Genomic DNA, 21,722 nt, shown 5'->3' on the forward strand with positions numbered 1-21,722 from the left:
TCGACAACCCGCTTTCCGTGCCCCGCCGAACACCGGAGACAGACACCCCGTGGATCCGCTGAGCCCCACGCCCCCACCCCCCGACCTCTCCCTCGTCCCACGCCCGAGCCGGCTCACCCCGCGCCCCGGCCGGTACCGCCTCGACGACACCACCCGGCTGCGCGTCGCCCCCGGCACGGAAGGAGCGGCCGACCTCCTGCGCGGCTACCTCGTTCCCGCCACCGGACTTCGCCTGGAGCACGCCGAGGACGGCGCCTTCGTCCTCGCCCTCGACCCCGCCCTCACCGAACTCGGCGAGGAGGGGTACAGGCTGACCATCGGCCCCGACGGCGTCCTGCTGCGCGCCGCCGGTCCGACCGGACTGCTGCGCAGCGTCCAGACGATCCGCCAACTCCTGCCGTACGAAGGCCTGTCGGCACCGTCCGGGACCGGGGTCGAGCTGCCGGGCCTGGAGATCACGGACGTGCCCGCCCACCCCTGGCGCGGCATGCTGCTCGACGTCGCTCGCCACTTCCAGCCGGTGTCCTACCTGCGCCGCTTCGTCGACCTCCTCGCCCTGCACAAGCTGAACGTCTTCCAGTTGCACCTCACCGACGACCAGGGCTGGCGGATGCCGGTGGACGCCTACCCCCGGCTCACCGGGATCGGCGGTCACCGCAGCCAGTCGATGGTCGGCCCCGCCGGCAGCACCCGCTTCGACGGCCGCCCGCACGGCGGCTCGTACACCCGCGCCGAGCTCACCGACCTCATCGCCTACGCGGCCGCCCGCGGCGTGACCGTGGTCCCGGAGGTCGGGGTGCCGGGGCACGTGAGGTCCGCGCTCGCCGCCCACCCCGAACTGGGCAACCACCCGGACGCGCGCCTCGATGTGTGGACGCACTGGGGGGTGTGCCCGAACGTCCTCGGCGTCGGCGACCACGTCCTCGACTTCTTCCGCACGGTCCTGGACGAGGTGATGGACCTCTTCCCCTCCACCTACGTTCACATCGGGGGCGACGAGGTCCCCACCCAGGAGTGGGAGGCCAGCCCAGCCGCGATCGCCCGGGCCGCGCAGGAAGGGCTGTCGGGCCCGCGGGAACTGCACGGCTGGTTCATGGCCCGGATGGCCGACCACGTCGTACGGGCGGGCCGGCGCCCGATCGCGTGGGCCGAGAACGGCACCACCCTGCCCCTGTCCTGCACGGTGATGAGCTGGCGCACGCCGCAGCACGCCTGGGCGGCCGCCCGGCGGGGGCACGACGTCATCCACACCGACCACCGCTCGACCTACTTCGACTACGCACGCGACCCCGGCCCCGCCGAACCCCCCGGCCAGCCGGGCCACTCCATCGACCTGCGGACCGTGTACGGCGTCGACCTGCTGCCACCGCCCGGCGAACCGCTGCTCGCCGGGAAGGTCCTGGGCACCCAGGGACAGCTGTGGACCGAGTTCGTCCCGACGCCCGAGCACATCGAATACCTCACCTACCCCCGCCTGTGCGCACTCGCCGAGCGGGTGTGGGACTCCACCGACGACTGGCAGGACTTCCGGACCCGGCTGGAGGGGCACCGGGCGCGACTGGCCGCGCTCGGCGTGCCCCAAGACACCCTCCAGGCCCGGATGGCACCCGTCCCCGCGTGACGTCGTCGCGGCTCCATCCCGCACACCCCCACGCACCCTCCCGCAGACGGCGGGAGCGAACGAAAGGCAACTGTCGGAATGAGTACCCGAAGCACCGACCGCAGCACCCGCGTGGCCCTCGCCCTGGCCACCCTGGTGGGCAGCGCGGCCCTGGCCACCATGCCCCTCGACACCGCGTCCGCCTCCGCGGGTGACGGCCTGGCCGTCCAGTACCGCACCAGCGCCGGCGGCGCCACCGCCGACCAGACCGAGCCCTGGCTCAAGCTGCGCAACACCGGCACCACCACCGTCCAGCTGAGCCAGGTCAAGATCCGCTACTACTTCAAGGCGGACTCCCCGACCGCCTCCTACCGGTTCGCCTGTTCCTGGGCGGTCAAGGGCTGCTCGGTCATCACCGGCACCTTCGGCACGCTCGCCAACCCGACCGCGACGGCCGACCGCTACCTGGAGATCGGCTTCACCCCCGGGGCCGGCTCGCTCGCCCCCGGTGCCGACACCGGCGACATGCAGCTGCGCTTCTACCAGTCCAACTGGCGGAGTCTGACCCAGAGCGACGACTACTCCTTCAGCGGGACCCAGACCGGCTACGCGGACTGGATCAAGGTCACCGCGCAGATCGCCGGCGCCACCGTGTGGGGCACGGCCCCCGCCGGGAACGAGCCGACCGACCCGCCGACCCCCACCGACCCGCCGGCCGGCAGCGGCAAGATCCTGTTCGACGACTTCTCCTACACCTCGCACACCGACCCGGCCCTGGCCGGCCACGGCTGGATTGTGCGCTCCAACGCCGGCGGCCCGGGCGTCCCCGGCGCCACCTGGGACCCGTCGAAGGTCACCTTCGTCAACCAGAGCGGCAACACGGTGATGAACCTGGAGACCTCCTCCGCCGGCACCGGTGCCACCACCACCCACACCGAGGTCCTCACCAAGGCCACGAAGTTCAAGAACGGCACCTACGCCGCCCGCGTGAAGTTCTCCGACGCGCCCAAGTACGGCCCCGACGGCGACCGCATCGTCCAGACCTTCTTCACCATCAACGACCTCAAGTCCCCGATGGCCGACGACTACGCCGAGTACGACTTCGAGTACCTGCCCAACGGCGGCTGGGGCGAGCAGGGCAACATCCTCTACACGACCTCCTGGGAGACCTACAACCCCGACCCGTGGCAGGCCGTCAACCAGCACAGCGAGAGCCGTGCGAGCTTCGCGGGCTGGCACGACCTCGTCGTCACCATCGACAACAGCAAGATCGCCTACTACATCGACGGCCAGCACTTCGGCACCCACGACGCCGCGTACCTGCCCGAGCGCCCGATGTCGATCAACTTCAACCAGTGGCTGATCGACCTCAACGGCCAGACCTCCACCACCCCGCGCGCCTACGACCAGCAGGTCGACTACGTCCTCCACGTCAAGGACCAGGTCCTCACCCCGGCCCAGGTCACGGCGAAGCTCGCCGCCCTGCGCAGCGCCGGCACGACCTTCGTCGACGAGGTCCCGGCCTCCTGACCCGCGGGGTCGCGAAGCGGCGGGGCAGGACGGGATCCACGGCGGTCGCCATCCCGCCCCGCCCCGCCCCGCCGGATCCAGGTAGCGCTCAGACCCGGTGGGTGGGGACGCGCCGCGCCTGACGAACAACCTGGACAACCGCTGGCATCGGGTGTGTCCAGCGACTGGTGTATCTCGTGTTGTGTGAGTTAGCGGCGGCCGATGGAGAGTCGGCCGTCGAAGGCGATGTCGAAGGCCTGGAGCGCGGGCTTCCAGCGCATGGTCCAGCGTTTGCGTCCCTGGCCGGTGGGGTCCAGGCTCATGACGGCCATGTAGACGCACTTGAGCGCGGCGGCCTCGTTCGGGAAGTGCCCCCGGGCGCGGACGGCCTTGCGTATGCGGGCGTTCACGCTCTCGATCGCGTTGGTCGTGCAGACGACCCGGCGGATCTCGGCGTCGAACTGGAGGAACGGCACGAACTCGGCCCAGGCGTTCGACCAGAGCCGAACGATCGCCGGATACTTGGCGCCCCATTCCTCCTGGAACTCCAGGAAGCGTTCCTCGGCGGCGTCGGCGGTCGGCGCGGTGTAGATCGGCTTGAGCGCGCGGGAGATCTTGTCCCAGTCCTGGCGGGCCGCGTAGCGGAACGATGCCCGCATGAGGTGGACCACGCAGGTCTGGGTGATGGCCTGCGGCCAGACCGCCCCGATGGCGTCCGGCAGGCCCTTGAGGCCGTCGCAGACGACCATGCACACGTCTTCGACGCCGCGGTTCTTGATCTCGGTCAGGACCTGGAGCCAGTACTTGGCGCCCTCGCCGCCGTCGCCGGCCCACAGTCCGAGGATGTCGCGGGTGCCGTCCACGGTGACGGCCAGAGCGACGTAGATCGGCCGGTTGGCGACCTGCCCGTCGCGGACCTTCACGTGGATGCAGTCGATGAAGATCACCGGGTAGATCGCGTCGAGCGGGCGGTTCTGCCATTCGGCCATCCCGTCCATGACCTTGTCGGTGATGGTGGAGATGGTCGACTTGGACACGCTCGCCCCGTAGACCTCGGCCAGGTGCGCGGAGATGTCACCGTGTGTCAGGCCCCGGGCGGACAGGGAAAGCACCATCTCGTCGACGCCGGTCAACCGCCGCTGGCGCTTCTTGACGATCTGCGGCTCGAAGCTGCCCTCGCGATCTCGGGGCACCTCGATCTCGACCGGTCCGACGTCCGTCAACACGGTCTTCGCCCGCACACCGTTGCGGCTGTTGCCGCTGCCCGCACCGGCCCGGTCGTGCTTCTCATAGCCGAGGTGGTCGGTGATCTCGCCTTCCAGGGCGGACTCCAGCACCCGCTTGGTCAGCTGCTGCAGCAGCCCGCCCTCGCCGGTCAACTGGAGCCCGCTCGCGCGGGCCCGGTCGACCAGCTGCCCGATCAACTGCTCGTCCAGCAGGTCCGCCGACAGCTCGACCGGCCGGACCTCTTCAACCGCCTCAACCGAGGCGATCACGTCGCTCATCAGGTGCTCTTCCTTGATCGGGAGATACACCGGTCACCGTACAGACCCGGATCAGACGCGCAGGGAGAACGGCGTGCGGTTCACCACCGTATTGAAGGCACTGGTCGGATGCGGGGAGGCAGCGCCGGAGGACGCCTGGTTCGAGGAAGAGTCCCAGGTCATCGTGGTCGCGGTGCGTCTGCGGGGTCGGGCGCGTCGCCGCTGCGGGGTCTGCGGCAGGCGCTGCCCCCGCTTCGATGCCGGGGACGGCCGGCGCCGCTGGCGGCACCTGGACGCGGCCGGCCTGAAACTCTTCCTGGAGGCTGACGCTCCGCGGGTGTCGTGCACGCGGCACGGTGTGGTGGTCGCGGCGGTGCCCTGGGCCCGTCACGGAGCCGGGCATACCCGTGACTTCGACCAGCAGGTCGCCTGGCTGGCCACCGAGTGCTCCAAGTCGGCAACCGCGCAGTTGATGCGGGTCGCCTGGCGCACTGTCGGCGCGATCCTGACCCGCTACCGGCGCGACGCCGACGTCGGGATCGACCGCCTCGCCGGGCTGCGGCGGATCGGCGTCGACGAGATCTCCTACCGCAAGGGGCAGAAGTACATGACCGTGGTCGTGGACCACGACACCCGGCACGTGGTGTGGATGGCCGACGGCCACGGCAAGGAGGTCCTGCGCCGCTTCTTCGACGCTCTCGGCGAGCAACGGGCCCATCGGCTGACGCATATCAGCGCGGACGGCGCGGAGTGGATCGCGGACGTCGTGGCCGAGCGCGCCCCGAACGCGATCCGGGCGATGGACCCGTTCCACGTCGTCGCCTGGGCCACCGACGCCCTCGACGAGGAACGCCGCGCGAGCTGGAACCGGGCCCGGCGCCAGGCCGCCGACCCCGACCTGGCCCGCCGGCTGAAGCACTCGCGCCACGCGCTGTGGAAGAACCCGGAAGACCTGACCGAGCGCCAGAGCGCGAAGCTGGCCTGGATCGCCGCCAACGACCCCCGTCTGCACCGCGCCTACCTCTTGAAGGAGGGCCTGCGCATGGTCTACCGGATCGCGAAGGCCGAGGGCATGGCGGCTGCCGTCGCCGCGCTGGACCGCTGGCTGGCCTGGGCCCAGCGCTGCCGCATCCCCGCCTTCCTGGACCTGCGCCGGAAGATCAAACGGCACCGCGAGGCCATCACGGCCGCGATCGCCGAGCAATTGTCCAACGGGCTGATCGAGTCGACCAACACCAAGACCCGTCTGATCATCCGCCGAGGCTTCGGCTTCCGCACCGCCGACGCCGTCATCGCCCTCGTCATGCTCACCCTCGACGGCAACCGACCCACCCTGCCCCGCCGCCAACTCACCTGATCGCGCCCACGGATCCAGCAGAAGAGCCCCTTTTCGCCAGTGGGAACGCCAGATAGGGCGTGAACTCGATCCACGTAGCCCGCAAGGTCCGCACCACCGGGCGGCGAGCGCCCAGGTCGGAGGCGGCGACCTCCTCCAGGGCTTGCTCAGCGTCCTACTCGGTCGGCGCGATGTAGACCGCCTTCAGCGCCGGCGCCAGCATGGAGTGGTCCCGGCTGGAGGCCCGCCACAGCGAGGAGCGGATCAGGTGGATCACGCAAACCGCTCCACGATCCACCGCCTGGGCAGCACGACGAAGCCGCGCATGTCGTCACCGCGCTTGACGATCGCCAGGACCAAGGCGAGGACGGTGAGACCGTACTCGGCGAGGGCGCCGCGAAGCCGCTGCTGTCGCACCGGCAGCTTGGTGACGAGCGGGGGCGCCTGGCGGAGCCCTTGCCGCATGCCACCGAGCGCCGCGGCCGTCACGTTCTGCTGGCGGACAGCCCGTGGCACTGGGTTTGGGCGATCCGCCAGGGACGGACCTCACAGCACCTGCCGGGACGACCTTGAGTGGAATTGTAAGATATTTCCGGCAAATCCTTCCAATGAATTCCCAATTGGCGGCTAGTTGGCATTTAGGAAGTCCGCACCATCGCCTGGGTCCGCCCCCGCCGGAGAGAGGTGTTCGTGCACGTTATATGTGAGCCCCGCGCACCAATTGTGGAGAATCCGTGAACATCGCGAGCGATGCCGAGAGGGCACTCCGACCGGCCGACGAGGCACCCAGCTCGATCCACAAACCCGAAGCCTTGCTGTACTGCAGTTCATTCACAGGCTGCTGCCGCCCGCAGCGCCATAATGCGCGGCCCATTCGCTGGACTGACACCGCAATCCTTCGGGCGGCAGGGTCCTAGGTCAAGCGTTCGCAAGGCTGTCGGCTCTGACTCTCCGGGTGCAGATGTGCACGGTGTGTTAAGTTGATGTTTCGTTAGCGGGTGCCAAATTCCGGTCTCCCGTGCAGCATGTTTCGTTTGCGGCTTCGGGGGGAAGCGCTTTGGCGGAGTTCCATGTTCCTCTTGTCGATCGGGAGCAGGAATCGAAGGAATTCGAGCTTCTGCTGGCCGAGTTGGGTTCCGGGCGCTCGGCGGTGGCCGTCGTCGACGGCCGGCCGGGCATCGGGAAGACCGCCATTCTGGACGCCCTCGATCGAGGGGCGCACTCACAGGGGGCGGCTGTTCTCAGAGCGCGCTGCAGCGCGATCGAGCGGGACTTCCCGTTCGGTGTGGTTCGTCAGCTGTTGGCCCCGGCGCTCGCGGTGCACGATCCCGACGGGATGGACCTGACTGGGCTACTGGAGGAGGCGAGCGGCTTCGGAGGAACCCCGGCGGCGTTCGACGTGCTGGAGGGGCTCTGCGCATCGGTTCTACGCCTGGCGGAGCGTCAGGTGGTTGCGCTCGTGGTGGACGACGTCCAGTGGGCGGACGAGCAGTCTGCGTCCTGGCTGGCCTTTCTGGCTCGCCGGTTGGGAGAGGTCCCCGTTCTCCTGGCGGTCGGATCACGCGGCCTGGCGCCGACCACCGGGTACGACCTCGCCGGTGAGCTGATGCTGCATCCGGCGTGTCGAGTGATCCAGCCCGCCGCCCTGACCGTCGTAGGCGTCTCTCAACTGCTGAACGACGTTCTCGGAGACCGTCCCGACGACCCGTTCAGCACGGCCTGCCACGCGCTGAGCGGGGGGAATCCGGCTGTCCTGGCGCAACTGGTCCGCGAGCTGGCACGAGCCGGGGTGGCGCCACACGCGGCAGAGCTGGCAGGGCTGGCCGCCATCGGATCGCTGGTGCTGCCGGTCGCACTGCGCAATGTGCTGCGCCGGGAGTCGCCAGAGGTCCTTCAGACCCGAATCCGCAGGTAGTGGCCGACGGCCTGTCAGTTGATCTCTTTGGCTGGTCGTCGGCTGGAGTGTGGGGTATGTGGGTAGGCCAATGGCCCGGCTGGCGCGTCGGGTGGGCGGCTTTCCAAGGCGGTGGCGGGTGATTCTGGACCGGTCGGGGCGGTCGGTCAGGCGGACTGGAGGCGGCGGTGGGCTCGGATGCGGGCCAGTGTCTGGCCGATCAGGCTGGCCGCTGCGGCGGTGAACCGGAGCCGACGGCGGCGACCGGTGCTGGTCAACCGGGCGGCGCGGGCGATGAGCAGGCGACGGACGGTGGCGATGCGACGGCGTGCGGTGCCGATGGGTGCGAGCATCTGCAGCCAGGCGGAGAGGTTGTAGGCCAGCAGCGCGCCCCACATCCACATGGCGTTGACGGCGTGGGACGCGGAGGGCAGGTGGTTCAGGCCGGCGCCGTGGGCGGTGTCGCGGAACAGTTCCTCGACCTCGGTGCGGCGACGGAACTCCCACTCCGCGAGCGCGATCTCCTCGTCCAGGTCCAGCACCTCGTTGGTCGTGAAGAACGAGTAGGCGAACGCCTGATCGGCGATGCCGTCCAGCACCAGGGCGAGCTGGTCCCTGCCGACGGTCCGCGAGCGACGCGAGCGCGCGTCGGCCGAGAGGTCGGCCGCGTCGTAGCGGACTCGTCGGGCGATCACCCGGGTGCCTTCCGGCCAGCCGGCCGGTGCGTGGTCCAGCAGGGCGGCCTGCGCGTCGGGATAGTCGAGGGCGTCGATCCAGTCGTCCTCGTGCACGCGGGCGACCGCTCGCCACAGCGCCGTGCTGCGTGGGACGCCGAGCCGGAACAACGCGCCACGGGCCACGATCTTCTCGGCGACCCTGCCCGCGAAGTAGCCGGTGTCCCCCTGGAACAGGACCTGTCCTGTGGCGTTGGCCGCGCGGACGGCGTCCACGGCCCGGTCGATCTGGCCGAGGGCGTGGGTGCGGCCGTCGGAGCGGCCGTCCAGCAGGTCCGCGACCAGTACCACGCCGGCCTGGGCCCAGTGCGCGGCGTGCACCCGTGCGGAGATCTCGCCCTTGTAGGAGCGGACCACCTGTTCCTTGCGGGTGGAGAACACCTCGACGTCCTTCGCGTCCAGGTCGACGGTCACCCGCCCGGACAGGATCCGGGCCCGCTCGGTGACCGGCAGCGCTGCCAGCGCCCGCCCGGTCAGCTTCGCGCACGCGGTCTCCACGCCCTCCCGCTGCGGCTGCCCGAACCGGGCCGCGAGCGTGGCGGCTGTGGTAGCAGCCGGGACCGGTGCGGGCAGCAGCCCTTCGCCGACCGCATCCGCGCGCAGACGGTCGAAGCCGACCAGGTGGTCCTCTCCGGTCAGCTGCACCACCGCGCAGGCCAGCGCGAACTCGCCCCCGGACAGGCCCCGGTCGCGCTCCTTGACCGGGCCGATCCCCGCGTCCAGCGCGGCGGTGACCCCCAGCACCCGGTCCAGCTCGGCAACCAGCAGCAGGCCGCCGTTCTCGGTCAGCGACCCGTCCACCCCGCCCACCTGGGCGTTCAGACGGGTCCAGCGACCACCGGGAGTACGGGAGGCGGTACGGCGACGCGATATCGTCTTCACCAGACAGGTGCACTTTCACGTTCGAGTCGATTAGGCGTAGGAACCTCAATCTTCTCAAACCGAAGGCGCACCTGTCGTCGTATCAGCTACCAGCCTCCGCCACTACCTGCGGATTCGGGTCAGACCGCAGCCCTGATGGGCACACTGGGCGCCGACACCCCCCTGGACATCCTCCAGGCGGCGAGCCGAACGGAACGCTCGTCCATCAACCACGCGGTCACCGTGCTGATCGGCAGCGGACTCCTCCTGGCCGGACCACCACGTCGTTTCCCGCACTCCCTGGTGGCGGAGTCACTGGCCGGAACACTCTCCGCCGACAACCAGGCAGCGGCCCACGCCGCAGCCGCCCACGCACTGTACGAGTCTCAAGCCGACTCAGAGCGGCTCTCCCGGCACATCGCCGCGAGCTCCGGCACCGAAGAGCCCTGGCGGATCGACGCGTTGCGCGTCGGCGCCCGCGGCGCGTCCGAGCGCGGCGAGGTGACGGCCGCTACCCGCCTTCTCCGGCACGCCCTCGGAGAGGCCTCGTCGCAGGACACACGGCAGCAGCTACTCGTGGAGCTGGGGACCACCGAGGCCGCTACCGACACGGCGGCGTGCGTGCGGCATCTCGGCGAGGCCGAACAGCTGATCCGGGACTCGGCGGCACGCGCGGGATTCGTCCCGCTCCTCGCACAGGCGCTCGTCCAACTGCAGCAGCCGCAGCGTGCCCTCGCGCTGCTCGACCGCGCCGTCGCCGAGACACCCGACAACGAACCGCTGCTCACGCGAATCCTCAGCGGGCGTGCCCTGCTCACCGACGCTGGCGCGCCCGAGAGCCTCGACCTCCCCTTCGGGCACGAACACGACAGCGACGCGGCAAGCAGGACACCCGAGAAGAGCGCACTGCTCGCCGCACTCGCGGTGCGTTCCACCGTTGCTCCAGGTGGTGCGGACCGTGCCGCGCTCCTGGCCGGAGAGGCGCTGCAGGGGGCCATTGCGGAGACCGACTTGACCGCGATCAACGCCGTCGCGGCCCTGCTGACCGCGGACCGGCTGGAGGCAGCTCGCTGCTGGTCCGGCGGGCTCCGGGAGAGCAGCGTCGACGGACAGCCCCCCGCGGTGCGCGCGGCGGTCGCGGCGCTGCGCGCCAGGATCCTCCACCGGACCGGGCAGCTCCCTCAGGCCCGTCAGCAGATGGAGTACGCCCTCAGCCTCGCCGACGAGACCCATCCCTACTGGGGCTCTTCGACCGCATGTGTGGGTGCTCTGAGCTGGGCTGATACGCGAAACACGCCGTCTCCTGCGTATGGTTCTTGGTCTCTGAGGTCAAGATCCACATGCAGGAAGACGGCGTGTCTGCGAACAGGATATGGAAGAAGCTGCTGACGGTCGAACGGGCCGTGGTCGAGCAGGTCGAGATCGACCAGGACTCCGGCGTGCTGGTCGCCCGGGTGCGCCCGACGACCCGGGAGCGGGGTCGGTGCGGGGTCTGCCGCCGTCCCGGGCGTGGCTACGACCAGGGGCGGGGGCGGCGGCGCTGGCGGTGCCTGGACGCCGGGACCACCCAGGTGTTCCTGGAGGCCGATGCGCCCCGGGTGGCCTGCCGCGAGCACGGGGTGGTCACGGCCGCCGTGCCCTGGGCCCGGCACGGCGCCGGCCACACCCGTGCCTTCGACCAGCAGGCGGCCTGGATGGCCACGGAGTGCTCCAAGTCCGCGGTCGCGCAGCTGATGCGCACTTCCTGGCGTACGGTCGGAGCGATCGTGGAGCGGTTCGTGGCCGACCGCGATGCCGGTCTCGACCGGCTGGCGGGCCTGCGCCGGATCGGCGTCGACGAGATCTCCTACCGCAAGGGGCAGCGGTACATGACCGTGGTGGTCGACCACCACACCCGGCAGGTGGTGTGGATGGCCGACGGACACGGCCGCGCCGTCCTGGAGGCCTTCTTCACCGCGCTCGGCCCGAAGCGGGCCGCGAGGCTGACGCACGTCTCCGCCGACGGCGCGCAGTGGATCGCGGACACCGTCGCCGCGCACGCACCGCAGGCGGTACGCGCGATGGATCCGTTCCACGTGGTCGCCTGGGCCACCGAGGCGCTGGACGCCGAGCGCCGCGCGGCGTGGAACCGGGCCCGCCGCCAGGCCCGGGACGCCGCCACCGCCCGGGCGTTGAAGGACTCCCGCTTCGCCCTGTGGAAGAACCCGGAGGACCTCACCGACCGCCAGCAGGCCAAACTGACCTGGATCGCCACCTCCGACCCTCGGCTGCACCGCGCCTACCTGCTCAAGGAGGGCCTGCGCACGGTCTTCGCCATCGCTCGCGAGCAGGACGCCGGCGCGGCCGTCGACGCCCTGGACCGGTGGCTGTCGTGGGCGCAGCGCAGCCGCATCGAGGTGTTCGTCGAGCTCGGCCGCAGAGTCCGCCGCCACCGCGAGGCCATCGTCAACGCCCTGGTCGAGAGGCTGTCGAACGGGCTGATCGAGTCCACCAACACCAAAACGAGACTGATCATCCGCCGGGGCTTCGGCTTCCGCACCGCCGACGCGGTCATCGCCCTCGTCATGCTCACCCTCGGCGGCGAACGCCCGACACTGCCAGGACGCCAACCCGCTCCAGCATGATCCACACATCAGGCAGAAGAGCCCCTACTGGCCCTGCATCGCCGCGTCAGCTGTTCACCTGCAGCTGGAGTGCGAGAACGTCGATGCCGCGGAGCTGATCGGTCGTCGGTTCGCCGCAGCGCCGAATCCGGAGAACCGGTTCTGGCCATGCCTCCTGGAGGCCAGGGCATCGCTTCTCGCCGTCCAGGGACGGTGGCAGGAGGCCCTGAGGGACCTCGAGGCGTGCGGCCGTCTGCAGCACGACCGGTGGGGCGACAATCCCGGCCGCATCGCGTGGCGCTCCAAGGCGGCGCTCATCGAGCACCGGCTCGGGCGACCGGAGACGGCCCGGGAGTACGCCGCGCAGGAACTGCGACAGGCCCGAACCTGGGGCGCTCCGGTCACCACCGCGCGGGCACTGCGGGTGTCTGCACTGGTCGGCCCGCCCAGTGCGGCGCAAGCACAGTTGGAGGAGTCGGTCGCACTGCTGGAGAGCGCCTCCGACCCCGTCGAACTCGCTTCTTCTCTCACCGCTCTTGGAAAGCTGCTGTCCCGAAGCGGCGACAAGGAGGTCGGGCGCGAGCACCTGCGTCGCGCGCTGGGCATCGCTCAGGCAGCCTCCGCTGCGCGGACGATGCGGAAGGCGCACCAGGGGCTGCTGGCCGCGGGGGCCCGCCCACGCCGTCTCTCCCAGACCGGTCCCGCCTCACTGACTCCCCGCCAACGACGTGTCGCCGCCATGGCGGCGGAGGGACTGGACAGCGGGGCGATCGCCAGCCGTCTCGGCATCACCCGTCGCACGGTGGAGTTCCACCTGACTCACGTCTACCGGAAGCTGCAGATCAGTGGGCGGAACGATCTCGGCGCGGCGCTGAGCGGAGGATCCGGTGCGCCCGGACTGCGCATGCCCTGAAGCCGCTCGCCGGATCACCGGCCGTTCGGTCCCTCGGCCACCGGCAGGCCACGTCGGCGCAGGACACGACGTTCGATCGGACGGAAGACGACAGCTTCGGCCGCGACACCGACGGCGAGGATGACGAAGGTCACCGCCAGGGTCAGACTCAGGTTCCCCGTCCTTCGTCCGGTATCGAGCAACTGACCGATTCCCGGGAGGGTGCTGGTGATGAGCTCTGCCGTCATGAGCGCTCGCCAGCCGAACGTCCAGCCCTGCTTGAGGGCGGCGACGACGCCCGGCATCGCGGCGGGGAACAGGATGCGACGTGCCAAGGTGAGGCGCGTCGCACCCATCGACCGGCCGGCCCGTACGAACAGCGGGGGGACCTGGTCGAGGGCGGAGACTATCCCGACCGCGATCGACGGGACGGCGCCCAGCAGAGCGACGCAGTAGACGGCGCTCTCCGAAGCGCCGAAGCAGATGACGGCTGCCGGTACCAGTGCGGCGGCAGGCAGCGACTGGATGGCGCCGAGGACGGGGCCGACGGCCCGGCGTAGGACGGTGAACCGGAACAGAAGCAGGGCGACGGGCATTCCGACACCCACCGAGCACAGGAAGGAGAGGAGGCATCGCCGAAGGCTGTGCAGGAGTGCCGGCCCCAGGGTTCCGCTCACCCACGCGTCGGCGATGTCACGCCCGACTGCGGCGGGTGCGGGAAGGACGGCTGACCAGTGCAGCGTGCAGGCCGTCTGCCAGGTGGCGAGCCCAACGATGAGGGTCACCAGCGGTGCGGCCACCTTGACCGACAGGGCCCGAAGGCGAAGCACGGCGGCTCGTGCGATGCGGACAGCCTGAGTGTGGCCGGCCGTGGCGGGGGCGTCGGCCCATGCGGGCGGCCCCGGGGACGGCACCGTGCTCGGGGCGTCCGGCCGGACGACGTCGTCACGGACGGGCATGGCGTCCGGCCTCCTCCTGCAGGCGAGCGGTGATGTCCAGCGTGAGCGTCCTGACGGCCGGATCCTCGGACCGCCGGGGATAGGAGAGGCCCACAGACCACTCCCGAGCGACCCGGCCGGGATGCGAGGACAACTGCACGACACGGCTACCGAGTCCAACGGCCTCGTGGACGTCGTGCGTCACGAACAGAACGGTGAGCCGCTGATCGGTCCAGATGCGGATCAGTTCTGCGTGGAGAAGACTGCGGGTGGTCGCGTCCAGCGCGGTGAAGGGCTCGTCCATGAGGAGGATGTCGGAACCCTGCGCCAGTGCACGGGCCAGTGCCACGCGCTGGCGCATCCCACCGGACAGCTCGTGGACCCGGCGCCCGGACATGCCCTCGAGGCGTACGAGTCGCAGCAGCCTGTCCACCTCGGCCGCCCGATCGACCTTCGCCCTCCCGCGCAGGCGCAGGGCCAGTTCGACGTTCTCGCCGGCGTTCAGCCAAGGGAACAACGCGTGGTCCTGGAAGAGCATCGCCGGACCGGCCCCGTGGACCTGTACCTCGCCCGAGGACGGCCGGTCGAGGCCCGCCACCAGATTGAGCAGCGTCGACTTGCCGGAGCCCGACCGGCCGAGCAGGCAGACGAAGTCCCCTGCAGCGACTCGCAGGTCGAGACCGTCGATCACCGGCGGACCGCAGTCGGCCGATCCGTAGGCCTTCGACACCGCTCGGAGCTCGATCGCGATTCTGCTCGCCGTCATGCCGGAGTGCACCCGTCGCCGGAGCGGACGACGCGGATGGACGACGCGCCCGCCATGCCGGCGGTGAGGGTGGTGCCGTCGGCCGGGTCGATCAGCAGGAACGATCCGGTACGGCGGTTGTCGGTGTAGGTGTCGAGCGCCAGCGGCTCGGCGGTGCGCAGCTTCACGTGGCCGATGTCGTTGACGTTCAACCCCTCGGCGCCGGAGCGCTGCTCCAGCGTGTCGATGTCTATCCGGTAGGAGATCTCCTTGACGAGCGCGCGCACCGTGCGGGTGGTGTGCTTGAGGAGCACCTTGTCCCCGGCGCGCAGCGGGCGTTCGTTGAGGTGGCTGACGGTGGCCTCGATGTCCTTGGTGGGGGCGGGGGTCGCTCCGGCGGTGATGAGGTCGCCGCGGGAGATGTCGAGGTCGTCGGCGAGGCGGACGGTGACCGACTGAAAGGCCCAGGCGAGGTCGGCCGGGCGGCCGAGGGCGTCGATGGCGGCGACGGTGGTGGTGAGCCCGGAGGGCAGCACGGTGACGGGGTCGCCGACGCGCAGCACGCCGGAGGCCAGCTGGCCCGCGTAGCCGCGGTAGTCGGGGTGCTGCTCGGTCTGGGGGCGGATCACGTACTGGACCGGGAAGCGGGCGGGCTCGGCGCTGGGGTCGCTGCCGACCGGGACGGTCTCCAGGTGTTCCAGCAGGGTCGGGCCGCCGTACCAGTCCATGTGCGCGGAGGGTTCGACGACGTTGTCGCCGGCGAGGGCGGAGATCGGCACCGCTACCACGTCGTTGATGCCGAGGGAGGCGGCGTAGGCGGTGAACTCGGCGGCGATGGCGGCGAAGACGGGCTCGGCGTAGTCGACCAGGTCCATCTTGTTGACGGCCAGCACCACGTGCGGCACGCGCAGCAGGGCGGCGACGGCGGCGTGCCGGCGGGTCTGCTCGACGACGCCGTTGCGGGCGTCGACGAGGATGACGGCGAGTTCGGCGGTGGAGGCGCCGGTGACCATGTTGCGGGTGTACTGCACGTGCCCGGGGGTGTCGGCGAGGATGAACCGGCGCCGGGGGGTGGCGAAGTAGCGGTAGGCGACGTCGATGGTGATGCCCTGCTCGCGTTCGGCGCGCAGGCCGTCGGTGAGCAGTGCGAGGTCGGGCGTGTCCTGGCCGCGGCTGCGGGAGGCGTGCTCGACGGCCTCCAGCTGGTCGGCGAGCACCGACTTGGAGTCGTGCAGCAGGCGGCCGACCAGGGTGGACTTGCCGTCGTCGACGGAGCCGGCGGTGGCGAAGCGCAGCAGCGAGGCGGCGGTTGCGTCCTGAGTGATCGTCATGGCTAGAAGTACCCCTCGCGCTTGCGGTCTTCCATCGCGGCCTCGGACAGCTTGTCGTCGGCGCGGGTGGCGCCGCGCTCGGTGAGGCGGCTGGCGGCGATCTCGGCGATCACGGCCTCGATGGTGGTGGCATCGGAGTCGACGGCGCCGGTGCAGGACATGTCGCCGACGGTGCGGTAGCGCACCAGGCGCCGCTCGACGGGCTCGGTGTCCTTGGGGCCGCCCCACTCGCCGGCGGTCAGCCACATGCCGCCGCGGGCGAAGACGTCCCGCTCGTGGGCGTAGTAGATCTCGGGCAGGTCGATGCCCTCGCGCTCGATGTACTGCCAGACGTCCAGCTCGGTCCAGTTGGACAGCGGGAAGACCCGGACGTGCTCGCCGACGGCGTGGCGGCCGTTGTAGAGCGACCACAGCTCGGGGCGCTGGCGGCGCGGGTCCCAGGCGCCGAACTCGTCGCGCAGGGAGAAGACGCGCTCCTTGGCGCGGGCCTTCTCCTCGTCGCGGCGCCCGCCGCCGAACACCGCGTCGAAACGGTTGCTCTCGATGGCGTCGAGCAGCGGCACGGTCTGCAGCGGGTTGCGGGTGCCGTCCGGGCGCTCGCGCAGCCGGCCGTCGTCGATGAAGTCCTGGACGTGGGCGACGTGCAGGCGCAGGTTGTGCTCGGCGACGGTCCGGTCGCGGTAGGCGATGACCTCGGGGAAGTTGTGCCCGGTGTCGACGTGCAGGAGGGAGAAGGGCACCGGTGCGGGGGCGAAGGCTTTGAGCGCCAGGTGCAGCATCAGGATGGAGTCCTTGCCGCCGGAGAACAGGATCACCGGGCGCTCGAACTCCCCCGCGACCTCGCGGAAGATGTGCACCGACTCGGCCTCCAGCGCGTCCAGGTGGGACAGCGCGAAAGGGGAGTCGTCGTGGGTGCGGACCGGGCTGTCGGTCGCGGTGGTCATGCCAGACCCCTCTCGGTCAGGAAGGCGTGCAGCTCGGCGGCGGACTCGGCGACCGCGCGGCCCTGCGTCTGCAGGCGCAACTCCGGTGCGGCCGGGGCCTCGTACGGGTCGTCCACGCCGGTCAGGCCGGAGATCTCGCCGGCCGCCTGCTTGGCGTACAGGCCCTTGACGTCCCGTTCGGCACAGACTTCCATCGGTGTCGCGACATGCACCTCCAGGTACGCGGTTCCTTCCCGCCGATGGTGGTCGCGGACCACCTCGCGGCCGGCGACATGCGGGGCGATCACGGGCACGAGGACCGTCACCCCGTGGGAGGCCAGCAGTTCAGCGACGAAGCCGATCCGGGTCACGTTGGTGTGCCGGTCCTCGCGGGAGAAGCCGAGGCCCTTGGAGAGGAACTGGCGGATCTCGTCGCCGTCCAGGACCTCCACCGCGCGGCCCTCGGCGCGCAGCCGCTCTGCCAGCGCGAAGGCCAGCGTGGTCTTGCCCGCACTGGGCAGCCCGGTCAGCCACACCGTGCCTCCCGGAGCCGGGTTCGGGTAGGCGGTGTGTGTCATCGGTCGCGCTCCTGAGGCGTCGGGGGAACGCGCAGCCCGAGTTCCGTCGCCAGGAAGGCCAGCATGTCGGCGGTGTGCGAGAGCTCGGCCGTCCGCGTTCGCAGACCGTGACCCAGCTCGTCCTCCTCGCGCAGGATGATCCGGGCACCGGAGGACGTCGCCCGCTGCATCGCCGCGCACATCTTGCGGGCGTGGGCCGGGTCGACTCGGTCGTCGCCGTTGAACACCGAGAACAGCACCGCCGGGTAGGCGGTTCCCTGGGTCACCTGGTGGTAGGGCGAGTAGGACAGCAGCCACGACAATTCCTCGGGCACCGAGGCACTGCCGTACTCCGAACTCCACGTGGCACCACGACCCAGCCGCTCGTACCGCACCATGTCCAGCAGCGGGGCGGCACACACCGCGGCCCGGAACAGGCCGGGCTGCTGTACCAGGACCGCCCCGACGGTCAGACCGCCATTGGAGGCGCCGTGCAGACCCAACTGTGCCTTCGTGCACCAGCCCTGTGCGACGAGGTACCGGCCTGCCGCGATCACGTCGTCGAAGGTGTTCTGCTTGTTCTCCCGTCGGCCCGACCGATGCCAGGACACCCCGTTCTCGCCGCCACCGCGGACGCCCGCGATCGCGAAGACGCCACCCGCCTCCACCCAGGCACGGATACCCGGCGCGTACTCCGGTGCCTGGGTGACACCGAAGCCGCCGTAGACACTCAGAACGGTCGGCGCCGACGTACGGGGTCTGCCCACCCGAGACACGATGCGCAGCGGAACGGCCGTGCCGTCCGACGACGTGTACTCGACGTGCGTGGTCATGACGGTCGAGTTGCCGTCGAGCCAGTCGGTGCCCGGTTCGAGCACCGAGGGCCGCGGCCGGCCGGGCACGTAGTGCAGGGTCCGGACCGAGGAGGCGTGGTCGGAGTACTCCAGAGCCGCGATCGGCTCCGTCGTGTTCCGCAGGTTGCGCACGTCCCCGTAGCCGGGCAGCGGAATCTCCTGCACGTGTTCACCGCTGTCCAGTCGGTGCAGAGCGAGACGGGAGGCCGCATGCCGTCGGCGGTGGACGAGCAGGGCTGCAGGAGACCGGTCCGGGGGCTGGAGCACCACGAAGTCCTCCAGGATCTCCTCGGGCGACTCGGGGACGATCTCGCGCCAGGCCGTCGGGTCGGCCACCGACCGCTCGGAGCGCACGTCGGCCACGTGGATGCTGCCGTTCGGCGCGCTGTGCGTGGTGAGGATGTAGATCCCGTCCTCGCGCACCGCCCGGATCTGAGCGTCGGGCAGCGCCACCCGGCGCAGGGCGGGCTCCACCGGGTCCCCGGCCAGGTCAGCGAGCCACGTCCAGCGCCGGTCGGGCCGGTCCGCGTCGGCCGATGTCACGACGAGCCAGCGATCGCCCACCGTCGGGGCGACCGAGTAGGGACCGGCCGCGTGCGGCGCAGCGGGTCGCACGACCGTGTCGGCACTCTGCGGTGTGCCGACCCGATGACGCATCACGGCCCTTTCACTCCCGGGCATCGATGCCGTAGAGGGCAAAGGCTGGCCCACGTAGTAGAAGGTGCTCCCCCCGGGAGCCCAGGCGACGCCCGAGTTCCTGATCCCGGTCAGCGCCTTGTCGACGACCTGGCCGGTCGCGACGTCGATCACGCACAGCATGCCCGTTTCCCTGCCACCGCGGGCGAACTGAAGGGCGAGCAGGTTGCCTTCCACCGACGGGTGCCAGGCCGTGATGACCAGACTCCCGGACGCGTCCAGGGCGGCCGGATCGGCCAGGACGCGCTCGGTGCCCTCCTCGGCCACCATGAGAACGGGATGCTCGTGTCGGCGGTCCAGCCGCCAGAAGAACTCACGGCGGCCACGCGACACGGTGGCCAGGTTCAGCCGCTCCGGCAGCAGATCGGGAAGCACCCGGGCGAAGTGCCGCCGTGAGTCCCAGCGCTGCCGCTCGGCTGCGAAGAGGTCCCGCTGAGCCCGCCGCCAGGCACGTGTGGCCGAGGTTTCGGCATCCTCCAGCCAACGGTAGGGATCGGGGACACGAACGCCGCCGAGGTCTTCGCAAAGGTCCAGGGGCTCTGCGGCGGGGTGGCCGTGAGAGCTGCGGGTCACTCCGCGCCCCGCCCTCCGTCGGTCCACTGGGCCGGGACCCAGATGGGGCGGGTCTCGTCCCCGGTCCGGCGCAGCGTGCAGGACCGGTCCGCCAGGCGGGGGCGCCCGAGGGCGAGCCACTCGGTGACGGCGGTCTCCGCTTCCGCCGCGAGGCGCCCTGACGCGGGGCCGGCCAGTTGCGTGCTGCCGCGCTGGAGCAGGACTGCAGAGGCGTCGTCCTCACTCACGAGGCCGCACGAGACCGTGCCGGAGGAGCTGCCCGGAAGATGGACCTTGGTAGTCCGCGTGTCGCGCGTGGCGAGATGGAACCAGAGGTCGTCGTACCCGCCGACCGCCGGCAGATCGACGGGGACGTGATTGGCCACCGACCGCTCGGCGGTCGGAAGCGCGACGTTGCGGCTCTCCGGCGTGTGGCGGCCGCCCGCGTAGAGAGGGCCGCCCGCCGTGATGAAGTCCGCCATGGAGATCGCCCGGGCCGTGGGGGTGTCCCCGCCGTTCTCGATGCGCATGAGCGGGTGCAGACCCCCGTGTGCGACGGGGGCGAGGATGAAGCCGTCCGGGGCAAGCTGTTCGAACCAGGTCTCGGCGGCCCCGGCGATCCCGCACGTCACGATGACACGGTCGTACGGCGCTCCGTCGGCCCAGCCGAGGTAGCCGTCGCCCGCGACCACACGCACCAGGTCGTCGAAGCCGTTCGCCGCGATGGCCTCGGCGGCTTCGGCGGCCACCTGGGGCGTGGCCTCCACGGTCACGACCGGAGCCTGCGTGATGCGGGAGATCAGGGCCGAGTTGTATCCCGTCCCGGCGCCGATCTCCAGGACCCGAAGACCCGGCCGCAGCTCGAGGAGTTCGAGCATCTCGGCCATGACGGACGGCTGGGAGCTGCTGCTGTGGCCCACGCCGTCCCCGAGACGGTGGGTGGTGACGGTCGAGTCCGAGTAGGCCAGCTCGAGCAGCTCCGGGGGAGCGTCTTCGGTCACCTGCACGCGCCCACTCCCGGCGGCGGGGTAGAAGCCGCTCAGGAAGCGATGCCGGGGCACTTGCAGAAAGGCCTCGGCCACCGCCGCGGACCGCACACAGCCGGCAGCGATGAGCTGTCCGGTCAAGTTCTTCGTGTAGGGGAGAAAGGGAAGCTGCTTCAACGACGTGACGGGCATCAGGGATTCCTCGGGAAGACTCCGGCGGTGGGCGGACAGGGGCTCAGTGGTATCCGTACGTCTCGATCAGGTGGCCGTACCGGGCGTTGAACTTCCTCTCGAGCGCCGGAGTGAAGCTCTCGCGCCAGCCCTCGGTCCGTCCCCGGTGGAAGGTGAAGGACTTCTCGTTGAAGAGCACGTCCGCGATGGCTGCGGTGTCGGATTCGTCCCCGATGAACTCCTGGACACGGCGCACCGCCGCAGCCTGCGAGTCCCGGCTGCCGCCGCCCTTCTCCCCGACCAGTTCCTCGAAGGTGATCTTGCAGACCTGAGGGTGCGCCAGCAGCCACAGAGACTCCTCGAAGTCCCGCAGCCCTGGGAAACGGGGGTCGCCGAGCGCAAAGTCCAGGCGGCCGGCCATGGTGGGAATGGCCGCCAGGATGTCGCTGTAGACGTGGAACTCGGCGAAGAGCCCGTACTTGATGCGATCACCGGCCGCCAGGTAGTTGACCATCGACACCAGGGCATCCCTGGGGTCGCGGTAGTTGAACAGCATGCGCGGCTGCCCCGTCGCCACCCACTCGCGCAGGAAGCGTCCGTCCGCCTTCTCGACGTTGAGCTGGTGCAGGATCCAGCAGATGTTCTCGGGGGTTTCGGCGAAGTCCGAGTTCCGGGTGGCGGCGTACGCCCGGTCGACCAGGTCGGCATCGGGGAGCTCGTGCCCGTACCAGTTGTCCAGGGGCAGACCGAGGCGCCTCTTCCAAGCCCAGCCGACGGCTTGCGCGGCCCGTTCCGCCGCAGCGACGAAGGCGGTCGGATCCGCGGAGGCCTTCAGCCGGTCAATCTCCCCGGTGGTGAAGACGGTCTCCACCATCCGCCAGGCCGTCTCCTCGCTGAAGACGGGGCGAACGTCGTCCGTGATGAGCAGTTGCCCGTACAGGCCGTAGCCCAGAGCGGACATCAGCTCCTTGACCAGGTGGGTGCCGCACTTCTGGAGGGACACCGCCACGACACGAGGCGCCTTCATATCTACTTCTCCTGCGTCTTACCGGGATC

General features: G+C 70.6%; 17 protein-coding genes and 2 pseudogenes. 7 read left to right on the plus strand and 12 right to left on the minus strand.

All coding sequences use genetic code 11. From position 1 onward, the window contains the following. Positions 1 to 49: 49 nt before the first annotated feature. Positions 50 to 1,621, plus strand: coding sequence for a beta-N-acetylhexosaminidase (locus ACF9IK_RS09375; protein ID WP_395293784.1), 1,572 nt, complete (start codon positions 50 to 52; stop codon positions 1,619 to 1,621). A 78-nt stretch (positions 1,622 to 1,699) separates the two neighbouring features. Further along, entirely contained in the window at positions 1,700 to 3,130 is a 1,431-nt protein-coding gene (locus ACF9IK_RS09380) for a cellulose binding domain-containing protein (protein ID WP_395293785.1), read from the plus strand. Positions 3,131 to 3,318: 188 nt separating this feature from the next. Here the strand turns inward: ACF9IK_RS09380 and ACF9IK_RS09385 are convergent, their stop codons facing one another. Further along, on the minus strand, positions 3,319 to 4,605 hold the full coding sequence (locus tag ACF9IK_RS09385) for an IS256 family transposase (RefSeq protein ID WP_395298522.1): 1,287 nt from the start codon (positions 4,603 to 4,605) through the stop codon (positions 3,319 to 3,321). 82 nt (positions 4,606 to 4,687) lie between these two features. Between ACF9IK_RS09385 and ACF9IK_RS09390 the strand changes: the two genes are divergently transcribed. Further along, on the plus strand, positions 4,688 to 5,950 hold the full coding sequence (locus ACF9IK_RS09390) for an ISL3 family transposase (protein ID WP_395292190.1): 1,263 nt from the start codon (positions 4,688 to 4,690) through the stop codon (positions 5,948 to 5,950). 28 nt (positions 5,951 to 5,978) lie between these two features. On the opposite strand, the pseudogene ACF9IK_RS37030 reads toward ACF9IK_RS09390, so the two are convergent. Both ACF9IK_RS37030 and ACF9IK_RS09395 read right to left on the minus strand, forming a co-directional pair. Beyond that, positions 5,979 to 6,209, minus strand: a pseudogene (locus tag ACF9IK_RS37030) (transposase); the annotation flags it as partial. A gap of 2 nt (positions 6,210 to 6,211) precedes the next feature. Then, a pseudogene (locus ACF9IK_RS09395) lies at positions 6,212 to 6,337 on the minus strand (IS5 family transposase); the annotation flags it as partial. Positions 6,338 to 6,986: 649 nt separating this feature from the next. Between ACF9IK_RS09395 and ACF9IK_RS09400 the strand changes: the two are divergent. Beyond that, the gene (locus tag ACF9IK_RS09400) at positions 6,987 to 7,844 is read left to right on the plus strand and encodes an AAA family ATPase (RefSeq protein ID WP_395293786.1); all 858 of its coding nucleotides are present in this window, start codon (positions 6,987 to 6,989) and stop codon (positions 7,842 to 7,844) included. Positions 7,845 to 7,990: 146 nt separating this feature from the next. On the opposite strand, the gene ACF9IK_RS09405 is transcribed toward ACF9IK_RS09400, so the two are convergent. After that, positions 7,991 to 9,439 (minus strand): IS1380 family transposase, encoded by a 1,449-nt coding sequence (locus ACF9IK_RS09405; RefSeq protein ID WP_395292307.1) that lies wholly within the window; start codon positions 9,437 to 9,439, stop codon positions 7,991 to 7,993. Between the two features lie 135 nt (positions 9,440 to 9,574). On the opposite strand from ACF9IK_RS09405, the gene ACF9IK_RS09410 reads away from it, so the two are divergent. The 3 genes from ACF9IK_RS09410 to ACF9IK_RS09420 all read left to right on the plus strand — a co-directional run bounded on the left by ACF9IK_RS09410 (position 9,575) and on the right by ACF9IK_RS09420 (position 12,934). Then, positions 9,575 to 10,807, plus strand: a complete 1,233-nt coding sequence (locus tag ACF9IK_RS09410; protein WP_395293787.1) for a hypothetical protein — start codon at positions 9,575 to 9,577, stop codon at positions 10,805 to 10,807. Then, the gene (locus tag ACF9IK_RS09415) at positions 10,774 to 12,042 is read left to right on the plus strand and encodes an ISL3 family transposase (protein WP_395292264.1); all 1,269 of its coding nucleotides are present in this window, start codon (positions 10,774 to 10,776) and stop codon (positions 12,040 to 12,042) included. The genes ACF9IK_RS09410 and ACF9IK_RS09415 overlap by 34 nt, the downstream gene beginning before the upstream one ends. A gap of 403 nt (positions 12,043 to 12,445) precedes the next feature. After that, positions 12,446 to 12,934, plus strand: coding sequence for a helix-turn-helix transcriptional regulator (locus tag ACF9IK_RS09420; RefSeq protein WP_395293788.1), 489 nt, complete (start codon positions 12,446 to 12,448; stop codon positions 12,932 to 12,934). A 14-nt stretch (positions 12,935 to 12,948) separates the two neighbouring features. Here ACF9IK_RS09420 and ACF9IK_RS09425 read toward each other — a convergent pair whose 3' ends face one another. The 8 genes from ACF9IK_RS09425 to ACF9IK_RS09460 form a co-directional block, all read right to left on the minus strand. After that, the gene (locus ACF9IK_RS09425) at positions 12,949 to 13,713 is read right to left on the minus strand and encodes an ABC transporter permease (RefSeq protein ID WP_395293789.1); all 765 of its coding nucleotides are present in this window, start codon (positions 13,711 to 13,713) and stop codon (positions 12,949 to 12,951) included. Between the two features lie 145 nt (positions 13,714 to 13,858). Further along, complete coding sequence (locus tag ACF9IK_RS09430) at positions 13,859 to 14,617, minus strand: ABC transporter ATP-binding protein (RefSeq protein WP_395293790.1); 759 nt, start codon at positions 14,615 to 14,617, stop codon at positions 13,859 to 13,861. Continuing rightward, on the minus strand, positions 14,614 to 15,927 hold the full coding sequence (locus ACF9IK_RS09435; protein WP_395293791.1) for a sulfate adenylyltransferase subunit 1: 1,314 nt from the start codon (positions 15,925 to 15,927) through the stop codon (positions 14,614 to 14,616). Before ACF9IK_RS09435 ends, ACF9IK_RS09430 begins: the two co-directional genes overlap by 4 nt. 2 nt (positions 15,928 to 15,929) lie before the next feature. Continuing rightward, complete coding sequence (gene cysD, locus ACF9IK_RS09440; protein ID WP_395293792.1) at positions 15,930 to 16,871, minus strand: sulfate adenylyltransferase subunit CysD; 942 nt, start codon at positions 16,869 to 16,871, stop codon at positions 15,930 to 15,932. Then, the gene (gene cysC / locus ACF9IK_RS09445; RefSeq protein WP_395293793.1) at positions 16,868 to 17,428 is read right to left on the minus strand and encodes an adenylyl-sulfate kinase; all 561 of its coding nucleotides are present in this window, start codon (positions 17,426 to 17,428) and stop codon (positions 16,868 to 16,870) included. The genes cysD and cysC overlap by 4 nt, the downstream gene beginning before the upstream one ends. Further along, the gene (locus ACF9IK_RS09450; RefSeq protein ID WP_395293794.1) at positions 17,425 to 19,557 is read right to left on the minus strand and encodes a prolyl oligopeptidase family serine peptidase; all 2,133 of its coding nucleotides are present in this window, start codon (positions 19,555 to 19,557) and stop codon (positions 17,425 to 17,427) included. The genes cysC and ACF9IK_RS09450 overlap by 4 nt, the downstream gene beginning before the upstream one ends. Further along, the gene (locus ACF9IK_RS09455) at positions 19,527 to 20,687 is read right to left on the minus strand and encodes a protein-L-isoaspartate O-methyltransferase family protein (RefSeq protein WP_395293795.1); all 1,161 of its coding nucleotides are present in this window, start codon (positions 20,685 to 20,687) and stop codon (positions 19,527 to 19,529) included. The genes ACF9IK_RS09450 and ACF9IK_RS09455 overlap by 31 nt, the downstream gene beginning before the upstream one ends. A gap of 43 nt (positions 20,688 to 20,730) precedes the next feature. Further along, complete coding sequence (locus ACF9IK_RS09460; RefSeq protein WP_395293796.1) at positions 20,731 to 21,693, minus strand: hypothetical protein; 963 nt, start codon at positions 21,691 to 21,693, stop codon at positions 20,731 to 20,733. Positions 21,694 to 21,722: the final 29 nt, after the last annotated feature.

Source organism: Kitasatospora hibisci (genome assembly GCF_043950205.1).
Classification (GTDB): Bacteria; Actinomycetota; Actinomycetes; order Streptomycetales; family Streptomycetaceae; genus Kitasatospora; species Kitasatospora hibisci.

What these genes read in the sequence shown, in the direction of transcription:
- ACF9IK_RS09460 (WP_395293796.1), bottom strand. Translation starts at nt 21,693, where the DNA reads ATGAAGGCGCCTCGTGTCGTGGCGGTGTCCCTCCAGAAGTGCGGCACC.
- ACF9IK_RS09455 (WP_395293795.1), bottom strand. Translation starts at nt 20,687, where the DNA reads ATGCCCGTCACGTCGTTGAAGCAGCTTCCCTTTCTCCCCTACACGAAG.
- cysC (WP_395293793.1), bottom strand. Translation starts at nt 17,428, where the DNA reads ATGACACACACCGCCTACCCGAACCCGGCTCCGGGAGGCACGGTGTGG.
- ACF9IK_RS09430 (WP_395293790.1), bottom strand. Translation starts at nt 14,617, where the DNA reads ATGACGGCGAGCAGAATCGCGATCGAGCTCCGAGCGGTGTCGAAGGCC.
- cysD (WP_395293792.1), bottom strand. Translation starts at nt 16,871, where the DNA reads ATGACCACCGCGACCGACAGCCCGGTCCGCACCCACGACGACTCCCCT.
- ACF9IK_RS09410 (WP_395293787.1), top strand. Translation starts at nt 9,575, where the DNA reads ATGGGCACACTGGGCGCCGACACCCCCCTGGACATCCTCCAGGCGGCG.
- ACF9IK_RS09435 (WP_395293791.1), bottom strand. Translation starts at nt 15,927, where the DNA reads ATGACGATCACTCAGGACGCAACCGCCGCCTCGCTGCTGCGCTTCGCC.
- ACF9IK_RS09380 (WP_395293785.1), top strand. Translation starts at nt 1,700, where the DNA reads ATGAGTACCCGAAGCACCGACCGCAGCACCCGCGTGGCCCTCGCCCTG.